Annotated in this window: 15 protein-coding genes and 1 pseudogene; 4 read left to right on the forward strand and 12 right to left on the reverse strand. The window is 43.8% G+C overall.

The genetic code is table 11. The features are described 5' to 3' along the window. The first annotated feature begins 12 nt into the window (after positions 1–12). A complete protein-coding gene (locus tag C3F22_RS10965) occupies positions 13–828 on the forward strand; it encodes an arginyltransferase (protein ID WP_005234302.1) in 816 nt (271 codons plus the stop codon). 27 nt (positions 829–855) lie between these two features. Here C3F22_RS10965 and rimI read toward each other — a convergent pair whose 3' ends face one another. From rimI to C3F22_RS11000, 7 genes and pseudogenes are all read right to left on the reverse strand, one after another. Continuing rightward, the gene (rimI, locus tag C3F22_RS10970) at positions 856–1,314 is read right to left on the reverse strand and encodes a ribosomal protein S18-alanine N-acetyltransferase (protein WP_104426557.1); all 459 of its coding nucleotides are present in this window, start codon (positions 1,312–1,314) and stop codon (positions 856–858) included. 113 nt (positions 1,315–1,427) lie between these two features. Then, a pseudogene (locus tag C3F22_RS10975) lies at positions 1,428–2,310 on the reverse strand (metal-dependent hydrolase). A gap of 233 nt (positions 2,311–2,543) precedes the next feature. Continuing rightward, on the reverse strand, positions 2,544–3,734 hold the full coding sequence (gene tuf, locus C3F22_RS10980) for an elongation factor Tu (RefSeq protein WP_004781663.1): 1,191 nt from the start codon (positions 3,732–3,734) through the stop codon (positions 2,544–2,546). 93 nt (positions 3,735–3,827) lie between these two features. Next, positions 3,828–5,963, reverse strand: coding sequence for an elongation factor G (gene fusA, locus C3F22_RS10985; protein ID WP_005234297.1), 2,136 nt, complete (start codon positions 5,961–5,963; stop codon positions 3,828–3,830). 131 nt (positions 5,964–6,094) lie between these two features. Next, positions 6,095–6,565 (reverse strand): 30S ribosomal protein S7, encoded by a 471-nt coding sequence (rpsG, locus tag C3F22_RS10990; RefSeq protein ID WP_004783282.1) that lies wholly within the window; start codon positions 6,563–6,565, stop codon positions 6,095–6,097. Between the two features lie 180 nt (positions 6,566–6,745). Further along, positions 6,746–7,120 (reverse strand): 30S ribosomal protein S12, encoded by a 375-nt coding sequence (gene rpsL / locus C3F22_RS10995; protein WP_004783283.1) that lies wholly within the window; start codon positions 7,118–7,120, stop codon positions 6,746–6,748. A gap of 155 nt (positions 7,121–7,275) precedes the next feature. Continuing rightward, positions 7,276–8,778: an EcsC family protein gene (locus C3F22_RS11000; protein ID WP_005234295.1), complete on the reverse strand. Its 1,503-nt coding sequence runs from the start codon at positions 8,776–8,778 to the stop codon at positions 7,276–7,278. Between the two features lie 275 nt (positions 8,779–9,053). Here C3F22_RS11000 and C3F22_RS11005 point away from each other — a divergent pair, with 275 nt between their 5' ends. Then, positions 9,054–10,283 (forward strand): beta-ketoacyl synthase N-terminal-like domain-containing protein, encoded by a 1,230-nt coding sequence (locus tag C3F22_RS11005; RefSeq protein ID WP_005234293.1) that lies wholly within the window; start codon positions 9,054–9,056, stop codon positions 10,281–10,283. A 23-nt stretch (positions 10,284–10,306) separates the two neighbouring features. Then, a complete protein-coding gene (locus tag C3F22_RS11010; protein WP_005234291.1) occupies positions 10,307–10,759 on the forward strand; it encodes a CopD family protein in 453 nt (150 codons plus the stop codon). Between the two features lie 55 nt (positions 10,760–10,814). Here C3F22_RS11010 and C3F22_RS11015 read toward each other — a convergent pair whose 3' ends face one another. The 4 genes from C3F22_RS11015 to C3F22_RS11030 all read right to left on the reverse strand — a co-directional run bounded on the left by C3F22_RS11015 (position 10,815) and on the right by C3F22_RS11030 (position 15,215). Next, positions 10,815–12,254, reverse strand: a complete 1,440-nt coding sequence (locus tag C3F22_RS11015; protein ID WP_104427018.1) for an amino acid permease — start codon at positions 12,252–12,254, stop codon at positions 10,815–10,817. A 152-nt stretch (positions 12,255–12,406) separates the two neighbouring features. Beyond that, the gene (locus C3F22_RS11020) at positions 12,407–12,769 is read right to left on the reverse strand and encodes a RidA family protein (protein WP_005234286.1); all 363 of its coding nucleotides are present in this window, start codon (positions 12,767–12,769) and stop codon (positions 12,407–12,409) included. A gap of 20 nt (positions 12,770–12,789) precedes the next feature. Further along, positions 12,790–13,920, reverse strand: coding sequence for an alanine racemase (gene alr, locus C3F22_RS11025; RefSeq protein WP_005234284.1), 1,131 nt, complete (start codon positions 13,918–13,920; stop codon positions 12,790–12,792). Between the two features lie 35 nt (positions 13,921–13,955). After that, positions 13,956–15,215 (reverse strand): D-amino acid dehydrogenase, encoded by a 1,260-nt coding sequence (locus tag C3F22_RS11030; protein ID WP_005234282.1) that lies wholly within the window; start codon positions 15,213–15,215, stop codon positions 13,956–13,958. A gap of 140 nt (positions 15,216–15,355) precedes the next feature. Between C3F22_RS11030 and C3F22_RS11035 the strand changes: the two genes are divergently transcribed. Beyond that, on the forward strand, positions 15,356–15,823 hold the full coding sequence (locus tag C3F22_RS11035) for an Lrp/AsnC ligand binding domain-containing protein (RefSeq protein ID WP_004783295.1): 468 nt from the start codon (positions 15,356–15,358) through the stop codon (positions 15,821–15,823). A 124-nt stretch (positions 15,824–15,947) separates the two neighbouring features. On the opposite strand, the gene lysM is transcribed toward C3F22_RS11035, so the two are convergent. Then, a complete protein-coding gene (lysM, locus tag C3F22_RS11040) occupies positions 15,948–16,457 on the reverse strand; it encodes a peptidoglycan-binding protein LysM (RefSeq protein ID WP_005234280.1) in 510 nt (169 codons plus the stop codon). Between the last annotated feature and the right edge of the window lie 154 nt (positions 16,458–16,611).

A 16,611-nucleotide genomic window follows, 5' to 3' on the forward strand; every position in this document is an offset into this window, starting at 1 on the left:
AGGGCACTTGTTATGAACTCTTATCAACCACAGTCCCTGCTGAACGATTTACAGTATTATATTACGCCGCCGCATGACTGTAGCTATCTGCCGAACAAGTCCGCGCGCATGGTTTTTCTTGATCCAGCGCACCGTATTGATGTAGTGACGCTGTCCGAGCTTTCTCGTACCGGCTTCCGTCGTAGTGGTGATTTTGTCTATCGGCCTGAATGCCACCTGTGCCGTCAATGTTTATCTTCACGTATTCCTGTTCATGAATTTCAGATGAACAGCTCGCAAAAAAAAGCCTGGAAACGTAATCAGGATTTGACGGTTAAAATTACCCATCCTGAACAGGCCACAGATATACATTATGCCCTCTATGAACGTTATATTAATGAACGCCATGCAGATGGTGATATGTATCCACCTAGCCGTGACCAGTTCGAAAAGTTTTTACTGCAAAGCTGTACCGATAGTTTCTTTCTGGAATTATGGAAAGATGATCGTCTGATCAGTGTATCGACTTGTGACCTGCTCGATGATGGCGTTTCAGCGGTGTATACTTTCTTTGACCCTGATGAGAACCGCCGTTCCCTTGGTGCCTTTGCAATTCTGAAACAGATTGAACACACTCAAAAACTTGGTTTGCAGTTTGTCTATCTAGGCTACTGGGTTCCACATTCAGCCAAAATGAACTACAAGTCTCAATACCTGCCACTTGAATTATTGATCGACGGGCAATGGCGCCGATTAAACCGCACCCTTACCCCGGTGGAGATTGAACATCTGGGAAACTCCTTGATGACGACTTTGCCTAGCGGATGGAATAATCCCATCATCAAGTAAGTTATTCGTCAAATAAAAGCCGGAATATTATTTAAACAAGCTGGCAAAATCGTCAGTACAAGACTTCACCATAATAATGGCATGTTCCCGAGTGCCATTCGTATTCGGATAATAGTTCTTGCGCAGGTCAATCTGATGAAAACCGGTTTTTTCATACAATTTAATCGCAGTAGTATTGCTTTCACGTACTTCCAGAAAGATCTGTACCGGATTATTTTTCAGCAACTGGATGGATTCATCTAATAGCTGATAACCCAATCCCTTACCCTGTTGCGCAGGATCAATCGCCATCAGTAATAAATTGGCTTCATCCAATACTGGCTGTAAAATGCAGAACCCTACGACCTGCCCTGCCTGCTCAATCACAGTGCTTTGATAGGCAGTAACAGCATCTTCAAATTGTTTAAAGGTCCAGGGATGGGATTGTACTTTGGTTTCAATCTTGGCAACGGCTGGTACATCCGCAGCTTGCATCAAACGAATCATCTTCGTTCATCTTATCTAGAATTAACCTCCGCATTATAAAAACTTTATTTAAAAAATCGAGCAAAAAAATGAGCAACTTAGGTTGCTCTTCAGTCTTTTAATCTAGTTTCAAATTAAAGGCCCAGTTTTTGTTTCCAGCTTTGCAATAAGCTATGGGTGTCATGATCATTTGGATGAAAACCAGGTTTAAAGTACATCAACATTTCTTTGCCCATACCGGTAATAATTCCTTTAGATGGACTATAACCATAAGTATAGATTTCTTTTAAAGATTGAAGGCTTAACTGACGGTCTTCTTTCAATAAACGCAATACGAAGTAGCTTTGTACAAAGAATAGCGTGACCATCGCTGCAACCAGTGAAGTGGTACGCAGTAGATAAGATTTTAAACCTTTACCGAAAACACCTTCGAATACATCATAGGCCACGGCCTTATGTTCATTCTCTTCAATTGCATGCCAGAGCCACATGGTTTTCATGGTGTCATCTTTCATCAATTCCTGAATATGCTGATTGGTCAGTAACTGAGATGCAATGGTCGCAGTAAAATGTTCTAGTGCAGTCGTCGCAGTGAGGTCGACCATTTCCTGGGTAATACCAACTGGCTTACCGACTGCCGCAAAGATTTTGCGTGCAGTTTGAATGACTCGGTCAGTATAATGATCTAGCGTATCAACGTCATGGCCATGGCATTGCGCTGAGGCATTAAAGCCAACATGTTCCTGGGTATGCATGGCTTCCTGACCAATAAAGGCAGAAATTTCTTTTTGCAATGCTTCATTGTCTTTAATTGCTGGATGCTGACGTACAGCGCGAACAGAATCAATAAAGAATTTTTCGCCTGCCGGGAATAATGCAGAGAGTGCAGTCATAAAGTGAGTCAGTCCTGCTGAACCATTCATCCAGTACTCTGGCACTTGATCAAAAATCAAAACTCATACGACGTACCGGAAAACTTGCGCCTGCACGGTTGGTAATTTTCACTTGAGCATTCATACACTTACTCCCATCAGTTCTATATAGAGCTGAAATCTAATTATTAAAATTCTTATAATTATATTACTGCGTTGAATTTTTCACATAAGGGCAGATAAGGTCAGTGAAATATCACTTAAGGACAGCTTGTAAATATATTGTTAGACAATTTAAATATACTTGAAAATAAGTAATTTAAATTTACAGATATAAAAAAAGCGTCCCAAAGGGACGCTTTTTTACACAATCAGCGATTATGCAGTTACTTTAGCAACTACACCAGCACCAACTGTACGACCACCTTCACGGATCGCAAAACGTAGACCTGGGTCCATTGCGATTGGGTGGATCAGTTCTACTGACATTTCTACGTTGTCACCAGGCATAACCATTTCAACGCCTTCTTTCAAAGAAATCGCGCCAGTTACGTCAGTTGTACGGAAGTAGAACTGTGGACGGTAACCGTTAAGGAATGGAGTGTGACGACCACCTTCGTCTTTAGAAAGTACGTATACTTCTGCATCGAATTTAGTGTGCGGTTTGATAGAACCTGGTTTAGCAAGTACTTGACCACGTTGTACGTCTTCACGTTTAGTACCACGAAGCAAGATACCACAGTTCTCACCAGCACGGCCTTCGTCAAGAAGTTTACGGAACATTTCAACGCCAGTTACAGTAGTCTTAACTGTGTCTTTGATACCCACGATTTCAACTTCTTCACCAACTTTGATGATACCAGTTTCAACACGGCCAGTTACAACTGTACCACGACCAGAAATTGAGAATACGTCTTCGATTGGCATCAAGAATGCTTGGTCGATTGCACGTTCTGGTTCTGGGATGTAAGAGTCAAGCGCTTCAACAAGAGCTACAACTGCGTCTTCACCGTATTGACCAGCTTCACCGTTAAGTGCAGCAAGTGCTGAACCACGGATTACAGGAGTGTCATCACCTGGGAAGTCGTAAGTAGAAAGAAGTTCACGAACTTCCATTTCAACCAGTTCAAGAAGCTCTTCGTCGTCTACAAGGTCGCATTTGTTCAAGAATACAACGATGTAAGGTACACCTACCTGACGAGAAAGCAGGATGTGTTCACGAGTTTGTGGCATTGGACCGTCAGTCGCAGCACATACAAGGATCGCGCCGTCCATCTGAGCAGCACCAGTAATCATGTTTTTAACATAATCGGCGTGGCCCGGGCAGTCTACGTGAGCGTAGTGACGAGTTGGAGAATCGTATTCTACGTGTGAAGTATTAATTGTAATACCACGTGCTTTTTCTTCTGGTGCAGAGTCGATTGCAGCGTAGTCTTTCGCTTCACCACCGAATTTTTTAGCACATACAGTTGCAATCGCAGCTGTTAAAGTTGTTTTACCATGGTCAACGTGACCGATTGTGCCCACGTTAACGTGTGGCTTATTACGTTCGAACTTAGCCTTAGCCATGAGATCTTCCTTTTTGAACTGCTCATGCAGGATCACTGCATGAGCGCTTGGTTTTTAACTATGAATTAGTTTGGGCTTATAGTAATCGAAAGATTACTCGTCGTCACCTTTTTTACCGCCAGACTGGAACTTAGAAATGATGCCGTCAGCCACGTTACGTGGAGTTTCAGCATATTTAGCAAATTCCATAGAGTAAGTCGCACGACCTTGAGACATAGAACGCATATGAGTTGCGTAACCAAACATCTCAGCAAGTGGAACTTCAGCTTTAATTGCTTTAGTACCACCAGGTAAATCGTCCATACCCTGAACCATACCACGACGACGGTTTAAGTCACCCATGATATCGCCCATGTAGTCTTCTGGAGTTTCTACTTCAACTTTCATGATAGGTTCAAGAAGAACAGGATCTGCTTTCATGAAACCGTCACGGAAGGCATAAGAACCAGCCATCTTGAACGATAATTCGTCAGAGTCGACATCATGGTAAGAACCGTCGAACAATGTCGCTTTGATGCCAACTACTGGATAACCAGCAAGGACACCATTCTTCATACGTTCTTGGATACCTTTGTCAACTGCACCGAAGAATTCTTTAGGTACCACACCACCTACAACTTCTTCAGCGAATTCGTATTCTTTACCAGCTTCAGGATCAAGCGGTTCTAAACGTACATATACGTGACCGAATTTACCTTTACCACCAGTTTGACGTACGAACTTACCTTCTTGCTCAACAGTCTTTTTGATTGTTTCGCGGTAAGCAACCATTGGTTTACCAATGTTCGCTTCAACGTTGAATTCACGTTTCATACGGTCAACGATGATGTCAAGGTGAAGCTCCCCCATACCAGCAATAATTGTTTGACCAGATTCTTCGTCAGTACGAACGCGGAATGATGGATCTTCCTTAGCCAAACGACCTAAAGCGATAGACATTTTTTCTTGGTCAGCTTTAGTTTTTGGTTCAACAGCCAATGCAATTACTGGCTCTGGGAATTCCATACGTTCTAGAGTGATGATGTTTTTCTCATCACATAGTGTATCACCAGTAGTTACGTCTTTAAGACCTACACACGCAGCGATGTCACCAGCACGGATTTCTTCAACGTCTTGACGATCGTTCGCGTGCATTTGCACGATACGGCCGATACGTTCACGTTTAGATTTAACCGGGTTATAAACAGAGTCACCTTGTTTAAGAACACCAGAATAAACACGTACGAAAGTTAAGTTACCTACGAATTTGTCGTTCATGATTTTGAACGCAAGCGCAGAGAACGGAGCTTCGTCAGATGCTTCACGAGTCGCTTTAGTTTCAGCTTTGTCGTCAAGGATACCTTCGATTGCTTTAACTTCAGTAGGAGACGGCAAGAATTCAATTACTGCGTCCAACATACGTTGAACACCTTTGTTTTTGAACGCTGTACCACAAAGCATTGGTTGAATTTCACAAGCCAATGTTTGAACACGAAGACCAGTAACGATTTGCTCTTTAGTCAAATCGCCATTGTTCAGGTATTCATCCATTAACTCTTCAGAAGCCTCAGCAGCAGCTTCAACCATGTTTGTACGCCATTCTTCAGCAGTTTCTTGAAGATCAGCAGGGATTTCGCCGTACTCGAACTTCATACCTTGTGAAGCTTCGTCCCAAATGATCGCTTTCATTTCGATCAGATCGATAACGCCTTGGAAGTTTTCTTCAGCGCCAACAGGGATTACTACAGGTACAGGGTGCGCACCAAGACGTGTTTTCATTTGTTCAACAACACGGAAGAAGTTTGCACCAGTACGGTCCATCTTGTTCACGAATGCTAAACGAGGCACTTGGTATTTGTTAGCTTGACGCCATACAGTTTCAGACTGAGGTTGTACACCACCTACAGCACAGTAAACCATACATGCACCATCAAGAACACGCATAGAACGCTCAACTTCGATTGTGAAGTCAACGTGTCCCGGGGTATCAATTACGTTGATACGGTGTTCTGGGAACTGCTTAGACATACCTGACCAGAATGTAGTGGTAGCAGCAGAAGTAATGGTAATACCACGTTCTTGCTCTTGCTCCATCCAGTCCATTGTTGCTGCACCATCATGTACTTCACCAATTTTGTGAGATACACCTGTGTAGAACAAGATACGTTCAGTAGTTGTGGTCTTACCCGCATCGATGTGCGCAGAAATACCAATATTACGATAACGAGAAATTGGGGTTTGACGAGCCATGATTTCTTGCATTCCTAAATTTTGTTGTTTAAAACAGGACGCTTTAAGCTGCTGGGCAGCTTAAAGCGATTCGATGACAAAACAGCGAAAACTGGCTCATCATCCTCCTGAATAGGGGCTGTTTTAACCGCTTAGAAGCGATAGTGAGAGAAGGCTTTGTTGGCTTCAGCCATACGGTGCACATCTTCACGTTTTTTAACCGCTGCGCCTTTACCTTCAGCTGCATCAAGCAACTCGCCAGCAAGACGTAAAGCCATAGTTTTTTCAGAACGCTTAGCAGCAGCATCTACTAACCAACGCATAGCCAAGGCAGTACGACGGGATGGGCGCACTTCCATAGGTACCTGGTATGTAGCACCACCAACACGGCGTGCTTTTACTTCGACCATAGGACGAACTTTTTCAAGAGTAGTCTCGAAAAATTCAACTGGGTCTACTTTAGATTTTTCTTGAACGCGGTCTAAAGCACCGTAAACGATACTTTCAGCAATAGATTTTTTACCATCTTGCATTACGTGGTTCATGAATTTAGCGATTGTTTGGCTGCTGAACTTAGGATCCGGAAGGATTTCACGAGCAGCGACTACGCGACGTCTTGGCATTTTAAAACTACCTATAAATATGACACTTCAGGTTAATCCAGCAGTAGCACAAAGTGTCGTGTGCATTCGCTGGCCTTACTACACGTCGCTTGAATTTTCACAAAATTAAATGCAGAAATCAGACAAGCGAGACGATAAAGGATTGCAGTTCTAGCGAAATAAGAACTTAATCTCAAAAGATTATTTCTTAGGACGTTTAGTACCGTATTTAGAACGAGCTTGGTTACGATCTTTAACACCAGCACAGTCTAAAGAACCACGAACGGTATGGTAACGTACACCTGGTAAGTCTTTAACACGACCACCACGGATAAGAACAACACTGTGCTCTTGTAGGTTATGGCCTTCACCACCGATGTAGCTAGAAACTTCGAAACCTGAAGTTAAGCGAACACGGCAAACTTTACGCATTGCTGAGTTAGGTTTTTTAGGTGTAGTTGTGTAAACACGTGTACAAACACCACGGCGCTGTGGACAAGCCTTCAACGCAGGAACTTTAGATTTTTCAACTAAAGTCGTACGACCCTTACGGATCAACTGATTTGTTGTTGCCATGTGGCAATTCTCCCGTTAATAAAAAGCCCCAAAAAAATACTACTTTTTGAGGGCATGCAATTGTATGTCAAGATGCAAAATCGGTCAATATGCCGGAGTCAGGCAAAATACGATCGCATCTCGACTTTAAGCGTTTATTTTATGGCGAAAATCACTTATTTTTTCGATTTCGTGGCAGCATTTTTTGCAACATCTTCCGTAGTTTCCTCAGCTTGCGTTTGTTTGTCTGCAGTCTCGGAGTTTTCAGGCTTGTTTGTATCCGTCTCTTCTTCAGCGGCTGCCTGTAACATTTCTGTGTCATTTTCCTGCAAGCCGAGCTCTTCTTCCAGTGCTGCATCTGCATCAAAAGAATCTTTTGGAATAGCCGGTTTTTGTTCCTGTTTAGCATCGGCGTGTTCAACCAGTTTATCGGTCAATTCATCCAGACCTTCACTGACCTTTTCATCTTTTTTCACTTCAGCTTCTTCCGGGCTCAAGCTTTCCTGCTCTTTCTTAATCAGTTTGACTTGCTTGATAGTTTGATTGCCTTCAATTGGGATTTCTTTATCCAGAATTGGCTTATCTTTATCAGCGGCTGAATGATCAAGATTTTCTATCAGCTTCGGGGTCGCCTGCTGGAGCAGGTCAACGGCTTTTTCATAGGCAGCATATGGCGACAAACCTAGATCCTGATGCTGCTGTAGATACTGACGGGCATGAGAGAATACTTCTTGTGCTTTCTGGTTCACATCATTCACAAAGCGATGACTATAGACTGCACCAATACCTGCACTCGCCAATGGAGTCAATTTGGTTAGCTGCTCTAATAAAGATAGTTTCGGGAAATGGTTCATCCATTCCCACTTCATGCTACCATCCTGATTGCTGAGCCATTTTTTCAGTGTTTCCACATCATTGCTTGATCCAAGCATAGTCTGCAACTGGGAAAGGTCATGTGTTTTCAAAGTACTGCTCAGCGCTTTAAGCCCCATCAACAGCGCCTGTTTTTCTGCAATCAGACTGAGATCAATCTGTCTAAAGATATGCTGTACAATTTCCTGATCGTCTTCCTTGCTCAGGTCAAAACCATAAGAACGTCCCACTTGATAGATAGTACGCAGTGCCATCAGTAAAGAAGCTGGAATATCAATCGCAGTTCCCAATACCCCAGTGACACCACTTACAGCGCCTTGTACCGTCGCCATCCATTTATTTTGTTCAGCAAATGCCTGAGAAATGCGTTGAGAACGCGTAGTGTCCTGAGTTAGTTCTTCCAGATCCTTCGCCCCTGCTTCATTCAGGATGGCATCAACCGAACTCATCTGGTTGCTGAACTGATTCAGGTGATTATAAAAGTAGTCAGATACTTTGTCGGCCAGCTGGGGAGAAACAAAATGCGCGACATTATTCACGGTATTAAAACGACGGCCCAGCAGCTGACGGGAAACATTTGGAAGATGTTCGCGTAGCATGTCTTTGGGATTTTCATATTTTTTTGAAGCAAAAGGGCTTTTGACTTTTGCCGAGCCGTCAACAGCATGATCGGTATTGAAGGTTTTAGTCACAGAATCTGGTGCAACATGATTTAACAGTTCCAAACCTGTTGAACTGAACTTTTTCGCCACTCCAAAGGCATTCGAAATCAGACCATTAGATTGTTTATTATTAGCATTTACCATTTTTTACCTCAGCATACACGTGCTTGTATTTGGTATAAATACTAGGTGTAGTCAGCATTTATCTCAACCTTATTCTGTTTCATTTAGTAAAAGCTCTACACAGTACTTTATAAATTCAACCTACTGTCACACGGCATAACATTTGCCATAAGATTTCAAAAATCTTTCTGCTATGATGTTCTGCATTGTGAAATAGGGGTTAGCGCTATATTTTGCTGTCTTATCAACGCCAGATATCTCCCGCTGCCCCAGAGATAAACTATAAGGATCTGTAGATGAAACGTGTTGTCATCACTGGTATGGGTATTAACTCGTGCATTGGTAATACATTAGAGGATGTGAATCACTCTTTACAAAACGGGATTTCAGGAACACGTTTTAATCCGACTTATGCTGAACTGAATTTCAAGAGCCATGTTAGCGCTGCTGCTGAACAGGATTTTGATGGTATTGACCGTAAGCTGAAACGCTTTATGGGCGTGTGTGCAATGTATGCCTACAATGCTGCTGTGGCTGCTGTTGAACACGCTGGCTTAAAACAGGAAGATCTGGCGAATAATCCACGTTATGGTATTGCGGGTGGTTCAGGTGGCAACTCGACAGCATCTGTAGTAGAAATGACAAAATTGCTGGAAGAAAAAGGTGCGCGTAAAGTTGGCCCATTCTTCGTCCCACGTAACATGTCAAATACCATTACTGCGAACGTCGGTGTGGCATTCAAATTACAAGGGATTGCACACTCGATTACCAGCGCCTGCGCAACTTCTGCCGATGCCATTGGTTATGCTTACAACCTGATTCAATTAGGCAAACAGGATTTAATGCTTGCCGGTGGTGGTGAAGAAGATCACTGGTCTCAAAGCCTGCTGTTTGATGCGATGGGTGCATTGTGCTCTAAATACAACGACACACCTGAAACAGCTTCTCGTCCATATTCAGCAGACCGTGACGGTTTCGTGATTGCTGGTGGTGGCGGTTTTGTGGTGCTTGAGTCACTGGAACATGCTCAGGCACGTGGCGCGAATATTCTGGCTGAAGTTGTGGCTTATGCAGCTAACTCTGATGGTGCTGACATGGTTGCTCCATCTGGCGAAGGTGCAACACGTTGTATCCTGATGGCTCTAGAAGAAGCTAAACAGCATGGCGTAGATAAAATTGACTATGTGAATACACATGGTACTTCTACTCCAGCGGGTGATGTTACTGAACTTAAAGCCATGGCACGTGCCTTCGGTGAAGGTCAGGTTCCTCCACTCAGCTCAACTAAATCTATGACAGGTCACAGCTTAGGTGCTGCAGGTGTACAGGAAGCAATCTACTCTATCCTGATGATGCAAAATGACTTTATTGCACCAAACATCAACGTGACTGAACTGGATGAAGGCGCAAAACCATTTGATATCGTACTTGAAAAACGTGACGCAAAATTGAATACTGTGATGAGTAACAGTTTCGGTTTCGGCGGCGTAAATGCTTGTCTCGTTTTCAAAAAATGGGAAGGCTAAGCCGCCCATTTTAGGGTGACTTGATGGATGCTCCTTCTGATGCTTTCTTGTGGGTAAAAGCATTACATATTATTGCTGTGGTTTGCTGGTTCGCTGCTTTGTTCTATCTGCCACGGCTTTATGTCTACCATGCCATGAGTGAAGATGTCGTAAGTCATCAACGCTTTGAAATTATGGAACGCAAGCTGTATCGCGGGATTATGTGGCCAGCCATGGTCGCCACGCTGATAACAGCACACTTTCTAGTCGATTGGGGTGATGCAACGCGTCATTACCATGAAGCCTTATGGTTCTATCTGAAAGTCGGCCTGGTTGGCTTGCTAGTCATTTACCATTTGATATGTGGTTATTATCGTAAGAAACTGATGGAAAATGCCCATTACAAGTCACACAAGTTCTGGCGCTTCTTTAATGAAATGCCAACGCTGATTTTATTTGCTGTGGTGATTTTAGTGGTTGTAAAACCTACTTTCTAAAATTCCCTAAAATTAAAAAATCCCCGATTGATCGGGGATTTTTTATGTCTGCACTTTATTCTCCGGAGAGAATTTGCTGATGTTTACGAAGACGTGGTTTATACAAAGTATGATAGGTAGTAAACAGAATCACCAACCACAGCGGACTAATCATCAGTGCCTTCATGGTATCTGCTTCCAGACTTAAAACAATTAAGGCAAAGAACAAGAAGATCAACACCAGATAGGACATCCAGATTCCGCCCGGCATCTTGAAGGTCGAAGTGGCATGTTTTTCAGGTTGCTGTTTACGGTAACGGATATAACACACCATAATCAGCCCCCAGATACTGATAAACAGAATCACACAGAGTGAGCTGGCCAGCGTAAAGGCTTCCATCGTGTTCGGCACAAAATACTGGAAAGCTGCACCCGCCATAATAAAGGCACAGGAAAATAACAGACCTTTAGCCGGAACTGCACGACTTGAAAGCTCAGCCAAAGCCTGGGGTGCCTGACCATCACGTGCCAGACCAAACAGCATCCGGCTGGTAGAGAACACGCCACTGTTCATGGAAGACATTACAGAAGACAGCACCACCAGATTCATGATAATGGCTGATACGGGAATACCGGCATGCAAGAAAAGAGTCACAAAAGGACTTTGATCAGCAGGAATTTCTACCCACGGCGTTACAGACATAATCACCAGCAGAGACAATACATAGAACAGGATGATTCGTGTAGGAATCGCATTCACTGCTTTAGGCAAGTTCTTTTCCGGATCCTTGGTTTCAGCCGCCATCGTACCCAGCAGTTCCACACCTACGAAAGCAAACATCGCAATCTGGAAGCCGGCAAGAAAGCCCATAGTGCCCTTAGGGAACATACCATTATAGGCCCAGACATTGGTCAGGCTGGCAGCCGATCCACTTGGTGCCTGGAAGTCGCTGAAGATCATATATCCGCCAATCACAATCAGGCCCAGAATCGCCAGAATTTTAATCAGGGCGAACCAGAACTCGATTTCACCAAACAGCTTCACGGTCAGCAGGTTAATTCCCAGTACCAGCAATACACAGCCCGCACTGATCATGGCCTGCCCCATGGGTGTAAAAGCCATATCGGGTGGCAGCCAGAAATTCAGATAATTGATAATTGCCGCTAAGTCGGCAATACCGACCAGAATCCAGCCCAGCCAGTACGACCAGCCAATATAATAGCCAGCCCCCGGACCAATCAGGTCATGCGCCATATCAATGAAGGATTTATAGTGCAAATTGGATAACAGGATTTCCCCTAATGCACGCATCAGGAAAAAGAACATGGCTCCAATAATCATATATATAAACAAGATTGAAGGCCCTGCCAGTGCAATCGTTTTACCAGAACCCATGAACAGGCCTGTACCAATGGCACCACCAATGGCAATTAACTGCAAATGGCGGTTAGAGAGCTTACGTTGTAATTCATGGGGAGATGATGATGCATCATCTTTAGAAGAGACTGTATTCATATTCGGTTCCTTTTTCACATCAAGCCTTCGCTTATCTGATCGGATTTCTTCCTGAAATCCTGATTGCAGATGCAGTTTCATTTAATGGATTAAATGATCAGGCCTGATATGCTTACAAAATCAAGTTGGGAGATATAAAAATCTGAAACAACTTAAGGGAGCGCTGCAATCACTGCAATTTCAATTAACCAGGCGGGATTCACCAAATCCGCCTGAATGGTTGCGCGTGCTGGTGTACCACATCCCTCGAGCCATTCAATCCAGAGCGCATTGACGGTTTGAAAGTCTTCCAGGTTTTTAACAAAGAGCTGTGCAGATAACAGACGGCTTTTGTCTGTACCTGCCAGTTTAAGGAGTTGATCAATCTTCATGAGCACTTCACGTGTTTGACCATGAATATCCAGACTGATGCTGTCAGGCACCTGCCCTGACAAATACACGGTTTGATTATGAATGGTGACAGCACTCATCACCTGATTGCTGTTCAAACGCTGAATATCTATATGTTCCGTCATAATTTTATCCTCTCTTATTTCTAATATTTGTTTAATCTTAAACTTTCAATCTGCACGGGCACACGTTGGGTGATGGCACACATCAGCTCATAGCCAACCGTACCCGAACCCGCGGCTACTTCATCAATCGGTAATACTGTGCCGTGAATGGATTGTCCCCACAGCACAACTTCGCTACCAATCTGTGCATCCGGGACAGAATCCAGATCAACCGCCAGCATATCCATACTGACGCGACCAATCGTTTGGGTTCGAATCCCATCTACCAAAACCGGTGTTCCAGTTTGTGTGATTCGCTGATAACCATCCGCATAACCACAGGCCACAATTCCAATCTGCATATCCTGCCCAACTATAAAAGTAGAGCCATAACCGATGCTGTCTCCTGCCCGAACCTGCTGAATTGCGATCAGTTCGCTACGCAGAGTCATGGTCGGCTTTAAGTTCCAGTGATCAATCGTATGGGCGGGATAGTCAGGTGAACTGCCGTAAAGCATGATGCCGCTACGTACAATGTCTGACTGTATATGCTGATGATGGCGCAGAATGGCGGCACTATTGCTGAGTGAGGTTTTGCCCGGCAGATTTTGAATGGTTTCGATAAAGACCAGTTGTTGATGTTCAATACCTTCCTGTCCAAGTCGCATGCCATCCGCATCGGAAAAATGTGTCATATGACTAATAGAGCGTACTTGCTGAATATTTTTTAATTCCTGAAAAGCGGAAGGATACTGCTCAGGTAAAAAACCGAGCCGGTTCATTCCGCTATTCATTTTTAAAAAGACATCAAACTGTACGTCTGGCTGTAATTGGACAAAGGTTTTTAACCATTCCAGTTGATGCTGGGCATGAATTGCAAAACCCATCTCATACTTGGCGCAGTCGAATAAATCTTCAAAGCCAAAAATGCCTTCCAGCAACAATAAGGGCTTGTCACAGCCCAAGGCACGCAAACGCTTTCCTTCAGTAAGATCCAGAAAGGCAAAACCATCAGCACTTTTTAATGCGGCATAAACCCGCTCTATGCCGTGCCCATAGGCATCAGCTTTAACTACTGCAAAGACCTGGCTTTGAGGTGCGCAGGAATGTGCAACTTGCAGGTTATGTTGCAATGCCTGTTGATGAATAACCGCGTGTATTGGACGTGGCATAAATTTCTTCCCTGAAACTGATAATCCTTAAAAGCTTAAGCAACCTGCTGATAACGATTCAGCGACAAGCCTTCAGTACTAATTTCAGGTGCTTGACCCAGTACCAAATCACTGATCAGCTTTCCTGAGCCACATGCCATGGTCCAGCCCAGCGTACCGTGTCCGGTATTCAGGAACAGATTGTTAAAGCGTGTCGGTCCAATAATTGGTGTGCTATCTGGAGTCATTGGACGTAAGCCGGTCCAGAAACTGGCCTGCGCCATGTCACCACCCGGGAACAGGTCACGAGTGACCATTTCCAAGGTTGCACGGCGATCCTCATTCAGGCCCAAATTAAAGCCTGTTAGCTCTGCCATACCACCGACACGGATACGCTGATCAAAACGAGTCAATGCAATCTTGTAAGTTTCATCCAGCACAGTCGATTGTGGTGCATGAGTCTGATCCACAATTGGAATGGTCAATGAATAACCTTTGACTGGATATACCGGCAGATCCAGGTGTAACGGCTTCAGAAAATCACGGGAATAGCTGCCGAAAGCCAGTACATATCTATCTGCGGTCAACACCTGACCATTGACCAGTACACCTTTAATCTGGTCGCCTTCAAATAGCAGTTTTTCAACATGCTGGTTAAACTTGAATTGTACGCCCATGCCTTTGGCGTAATTGGCCAGTGCATTGGTAAACAGGTAGCAATCACCGGTTTCATCATTTGGCAGATGCAAACCACCCACCAGTTTATCTTTAGCTTCTGCCAGTGCCGGTTCAACTTTGGCTAGCTGCTCACGATCCAGCAACTCAAAATCCACGCCGGTTTCTTTCAGCACTTCGATATCACGTTGCACTGCATCGAGCTGTGCTTCCTTACGGAAAATCTGCAACGTTCCTTTAGAACGGTTTTCATAAGAGATGCCGATATCACGACGTAGATTACGTAAACAGTCACGGCTATATTCAGCGACCCGCACCATACGTTCTTTATTCACTGCATAATGCTGAGCATTACAGTTTTTCAGCATCTGGGCCATCCACTGTAGCTGCCACAGACTACCATCAACATTAATAGCCAATGGTGCATGATGCTGAAACATCCACTTCACTGCTTTAAATGGAATGCCAGGTGCTGCCCACGGTGTCGAATAACCAGGAGAAATCTGGCCTGCATTGCCAAAACTGGTTTCTTCAGCTGGACCTGCCTGACGATCAAGGACAGTCACTTCTGCTCCCTGCTGCGCAAGATAGTAGGCACTTGTTACACCAATGACACCACCACCTAATACAATTACGCGCATGACATTACCCTCAATGACATTTATAGTTTATTTCACCAGTATATTTTTGGATCAATAGTGAATTTCACTGTTTTAAACTGATATATTCAGCAAATCCACTAGATTTTTCGCGTCATTTTTAAAAATTAAGGGAATAATAGATGCGTAAATTAGACCGCATTGATCGCATGATTTTAGATATCCTGCAGCGCGATGGGCGCATTGCAATCAGTGAACTCGCCTCCCGAGTCAACCTCTCCACCACACCCTGTTCCGAGCGGGTCAAGCGACTGGAACGCGATGGAATCATCATGGGTTACCATGCCCGGCTCAATCCGGAAAAACTGGAAAAGAACCTGCTGGTGTTTCTGGAAATCAAACTTTCTGCCAAATCGGGCGATGTATTTGAACAGGTCGCGCGTGACTTAAGTGAAATTCCTGAAGTACTGGAATGTCATCTGATCTCGGGAGATTTTGATTATCTGGTGAAAGCACGCCTAAAGGAAATGAGTGCTTACCGGCGTCTGCTTGGGGATTTATTAAAAAAGCTCCCCTCTTCTGCTTCCTCACATAGTTATGTGGTTATGGAAGAAGTAAAGGAAAGTTCATATCTGGATGTAGGAATCTAATTCTGACAAGGGTTCAAGTGGTAGATACAACAAAACCCCATAAGGGGCTTTGTTGTGAACCGTTTATCTGAATTAGATAAGTTTAAAATAAAATTTTATTATTTATATTGATGATTATCTAAAACTAGGCAGGAATACGTAGTACCTGACCCGGGAAAATATCATCCGCATTTTTTAGTAAAGGGCGATTTGCCTCGAAAATCTTGTTGTACTGGTTGGCATCACCATAAAATTCTTTCGAAATTTTAGATAAGGTATCACCCGATTTAACCGTATAGAACTTACTTTGAGGTTCCGGATTCGCTACAGTCAGCTGGTCATCTACTTTAGCAACATGATCAACATTTCCTACTGCTAAAATAATCTTTTCACGATCCGCCTGACTTTGTACCTGTCCGCGTACGGTTGCCAGATCTGAGGTTGAGTTATAGCTGATCGACAATCCTGTAATTGGCAGTCCTAGGCTTTTAACATGGCCTAATAATTTGTTCGCTATTTCCTGTGCAGAAGGTTCAGCCGATGCTGCTTTAGGTGCAGCGGCAGGTGCCTGTTGAGTTGCTGCCGGTGTTTGTTGTGGCTCCGCAGCTGCAGTGTTCTTTTTACCAATGCCTTTTACAAAATCAAAAAGACCCATAGTGGACTCCATTCTTGTTATTCATCAGATCATTCTTATTTGTACAAGGAAAGCAGCAGATACAAAGTTAGTCATTGGTAAGCAAAAGGTTATCGATTGTAAAATCACCCTATCTCTATTCTATAGGTACAAAAAAACCACCTTGCGGTGGTCT

The sequence above is a fragment of the Acinetobacter sp. ACNIH1 genome, assembly GCF_002934695.1.
Lineage (GTDB): Bacteria > Pseudomonadota > Gammaproteobacteria > Pseudomonadales > Moraxellaceae > Acinetobacter > Acinetobacter variabilis.

What these genes read in the sequence shown, in the direction of transcription:
- C3F22_RS10965 (WP_005234302.1), top strand. Translation starts at nt 13, where the DNA reads ATGAACTCTTATCAACCACAGTCCCTGCTGAACGATTTACAGTATTAT.
- rimI (WP_104426557.1), bottom strand. Translation starts at nt 1,314, where the DNA reads ATGATTCGTTTGATGCAAGCTGCGGATGTACCAGCCGTTGCCAAGATT.
- tuf (WP_004781663.1), bottom strand. Translation starts at nt 3,734, where the DNA reads ATGGCTAAGGCTAAGTTCGAACGTAATAAGCCACACGTTAACGTGGGC.
- fusA (WP_005234297.1), bottom strand. Translation starts at nt 5,963, where the DNA reads ATGGCTCGTCAAACCCCAATTTCTCGTTATCGTAATATTGGTATTTCT.
- rpsG (WP_004783282.1), bottom strand. Translation starts at nt 6,565, where the DNA reads ATGCCAAGACGTCGCGTAGTCGCTGCTCGTGAAATCCTTCCGGATCCT.
- rpsL (WP_004783283.1), bottom strand. Translation starts at nt 7,120, where the DNA reads ATGGCAACAACAAATCAGTTGATCCGTAAGGGTCGTACGACTTTAGTT.
- C3F22_RS11000 (WP_005234295.1), bottom strand. Translation starts at nt 8,778, where the DNA reads ATGGTAAATGCTAATAATAAACAATCTAATGGTCTGATTTCGAATGCC.
- C3F22_RS11005 (WP_005234293.1), top strand. Translation starts at nt 9,054, where the DNA reads ATGAAACGTGTTGTCATCACTGGTATGGGTATTAACTCGTGCATTGGT.
- C3F22_RS11010 (WP_005234291.1), top strand. Translation starts at nt 10,307, where the DNA reads ATGGATGCTCCTTCTGATGCTTTCTTGTGGGTAAAAGCATTACATATT.
- C3F22_RS11015 (WP_104427018.1), bottom strand. Translation starts at nt 12,254, where the DNA reads ATGAATACAGTCTCTTCTAAAGATGATGCATCATCATCTCCCCATGAA.
- C3F22_RS11020 (WP_005234286.1), bottom strand. Translation starts at nt 12,769, where the DNA reads ATGACGGAACATATAGATATTCAGCGTTTGAACAGCAATCAGGTGATG.
- alr (WP_005234284.1), bottom strand. Translation starts at nt 13,920, where the DNA reads ATGCCACGTCCAATACACGCGGTTATTCATCAACAGGCATTGCAACAT.
- C3F22_RS11030 (WP_005234282.1), bottom strand. Translation starts at nt 15,215, where the DNA reads ATGCGCGTAATTGTATTAGGTGGTGGTGTCATTGGTGTAACAAGTGCC.
- C3F22_RS11035 (WP_004783295.1), top strand. Translation starts at nt 15,356, where the DNA reads ATGCGTAAATTAGACCGCATTGATCGCATGATTTTAGATATCCTGCAG.
- lysM (WP_005234280.1), bottom strand. Translation starts at nt 16,457, where the DNA reads ATGGGTCTTTTTGATTTTGTAAAAGGCATTGGTAAAAAGAACACTGCA.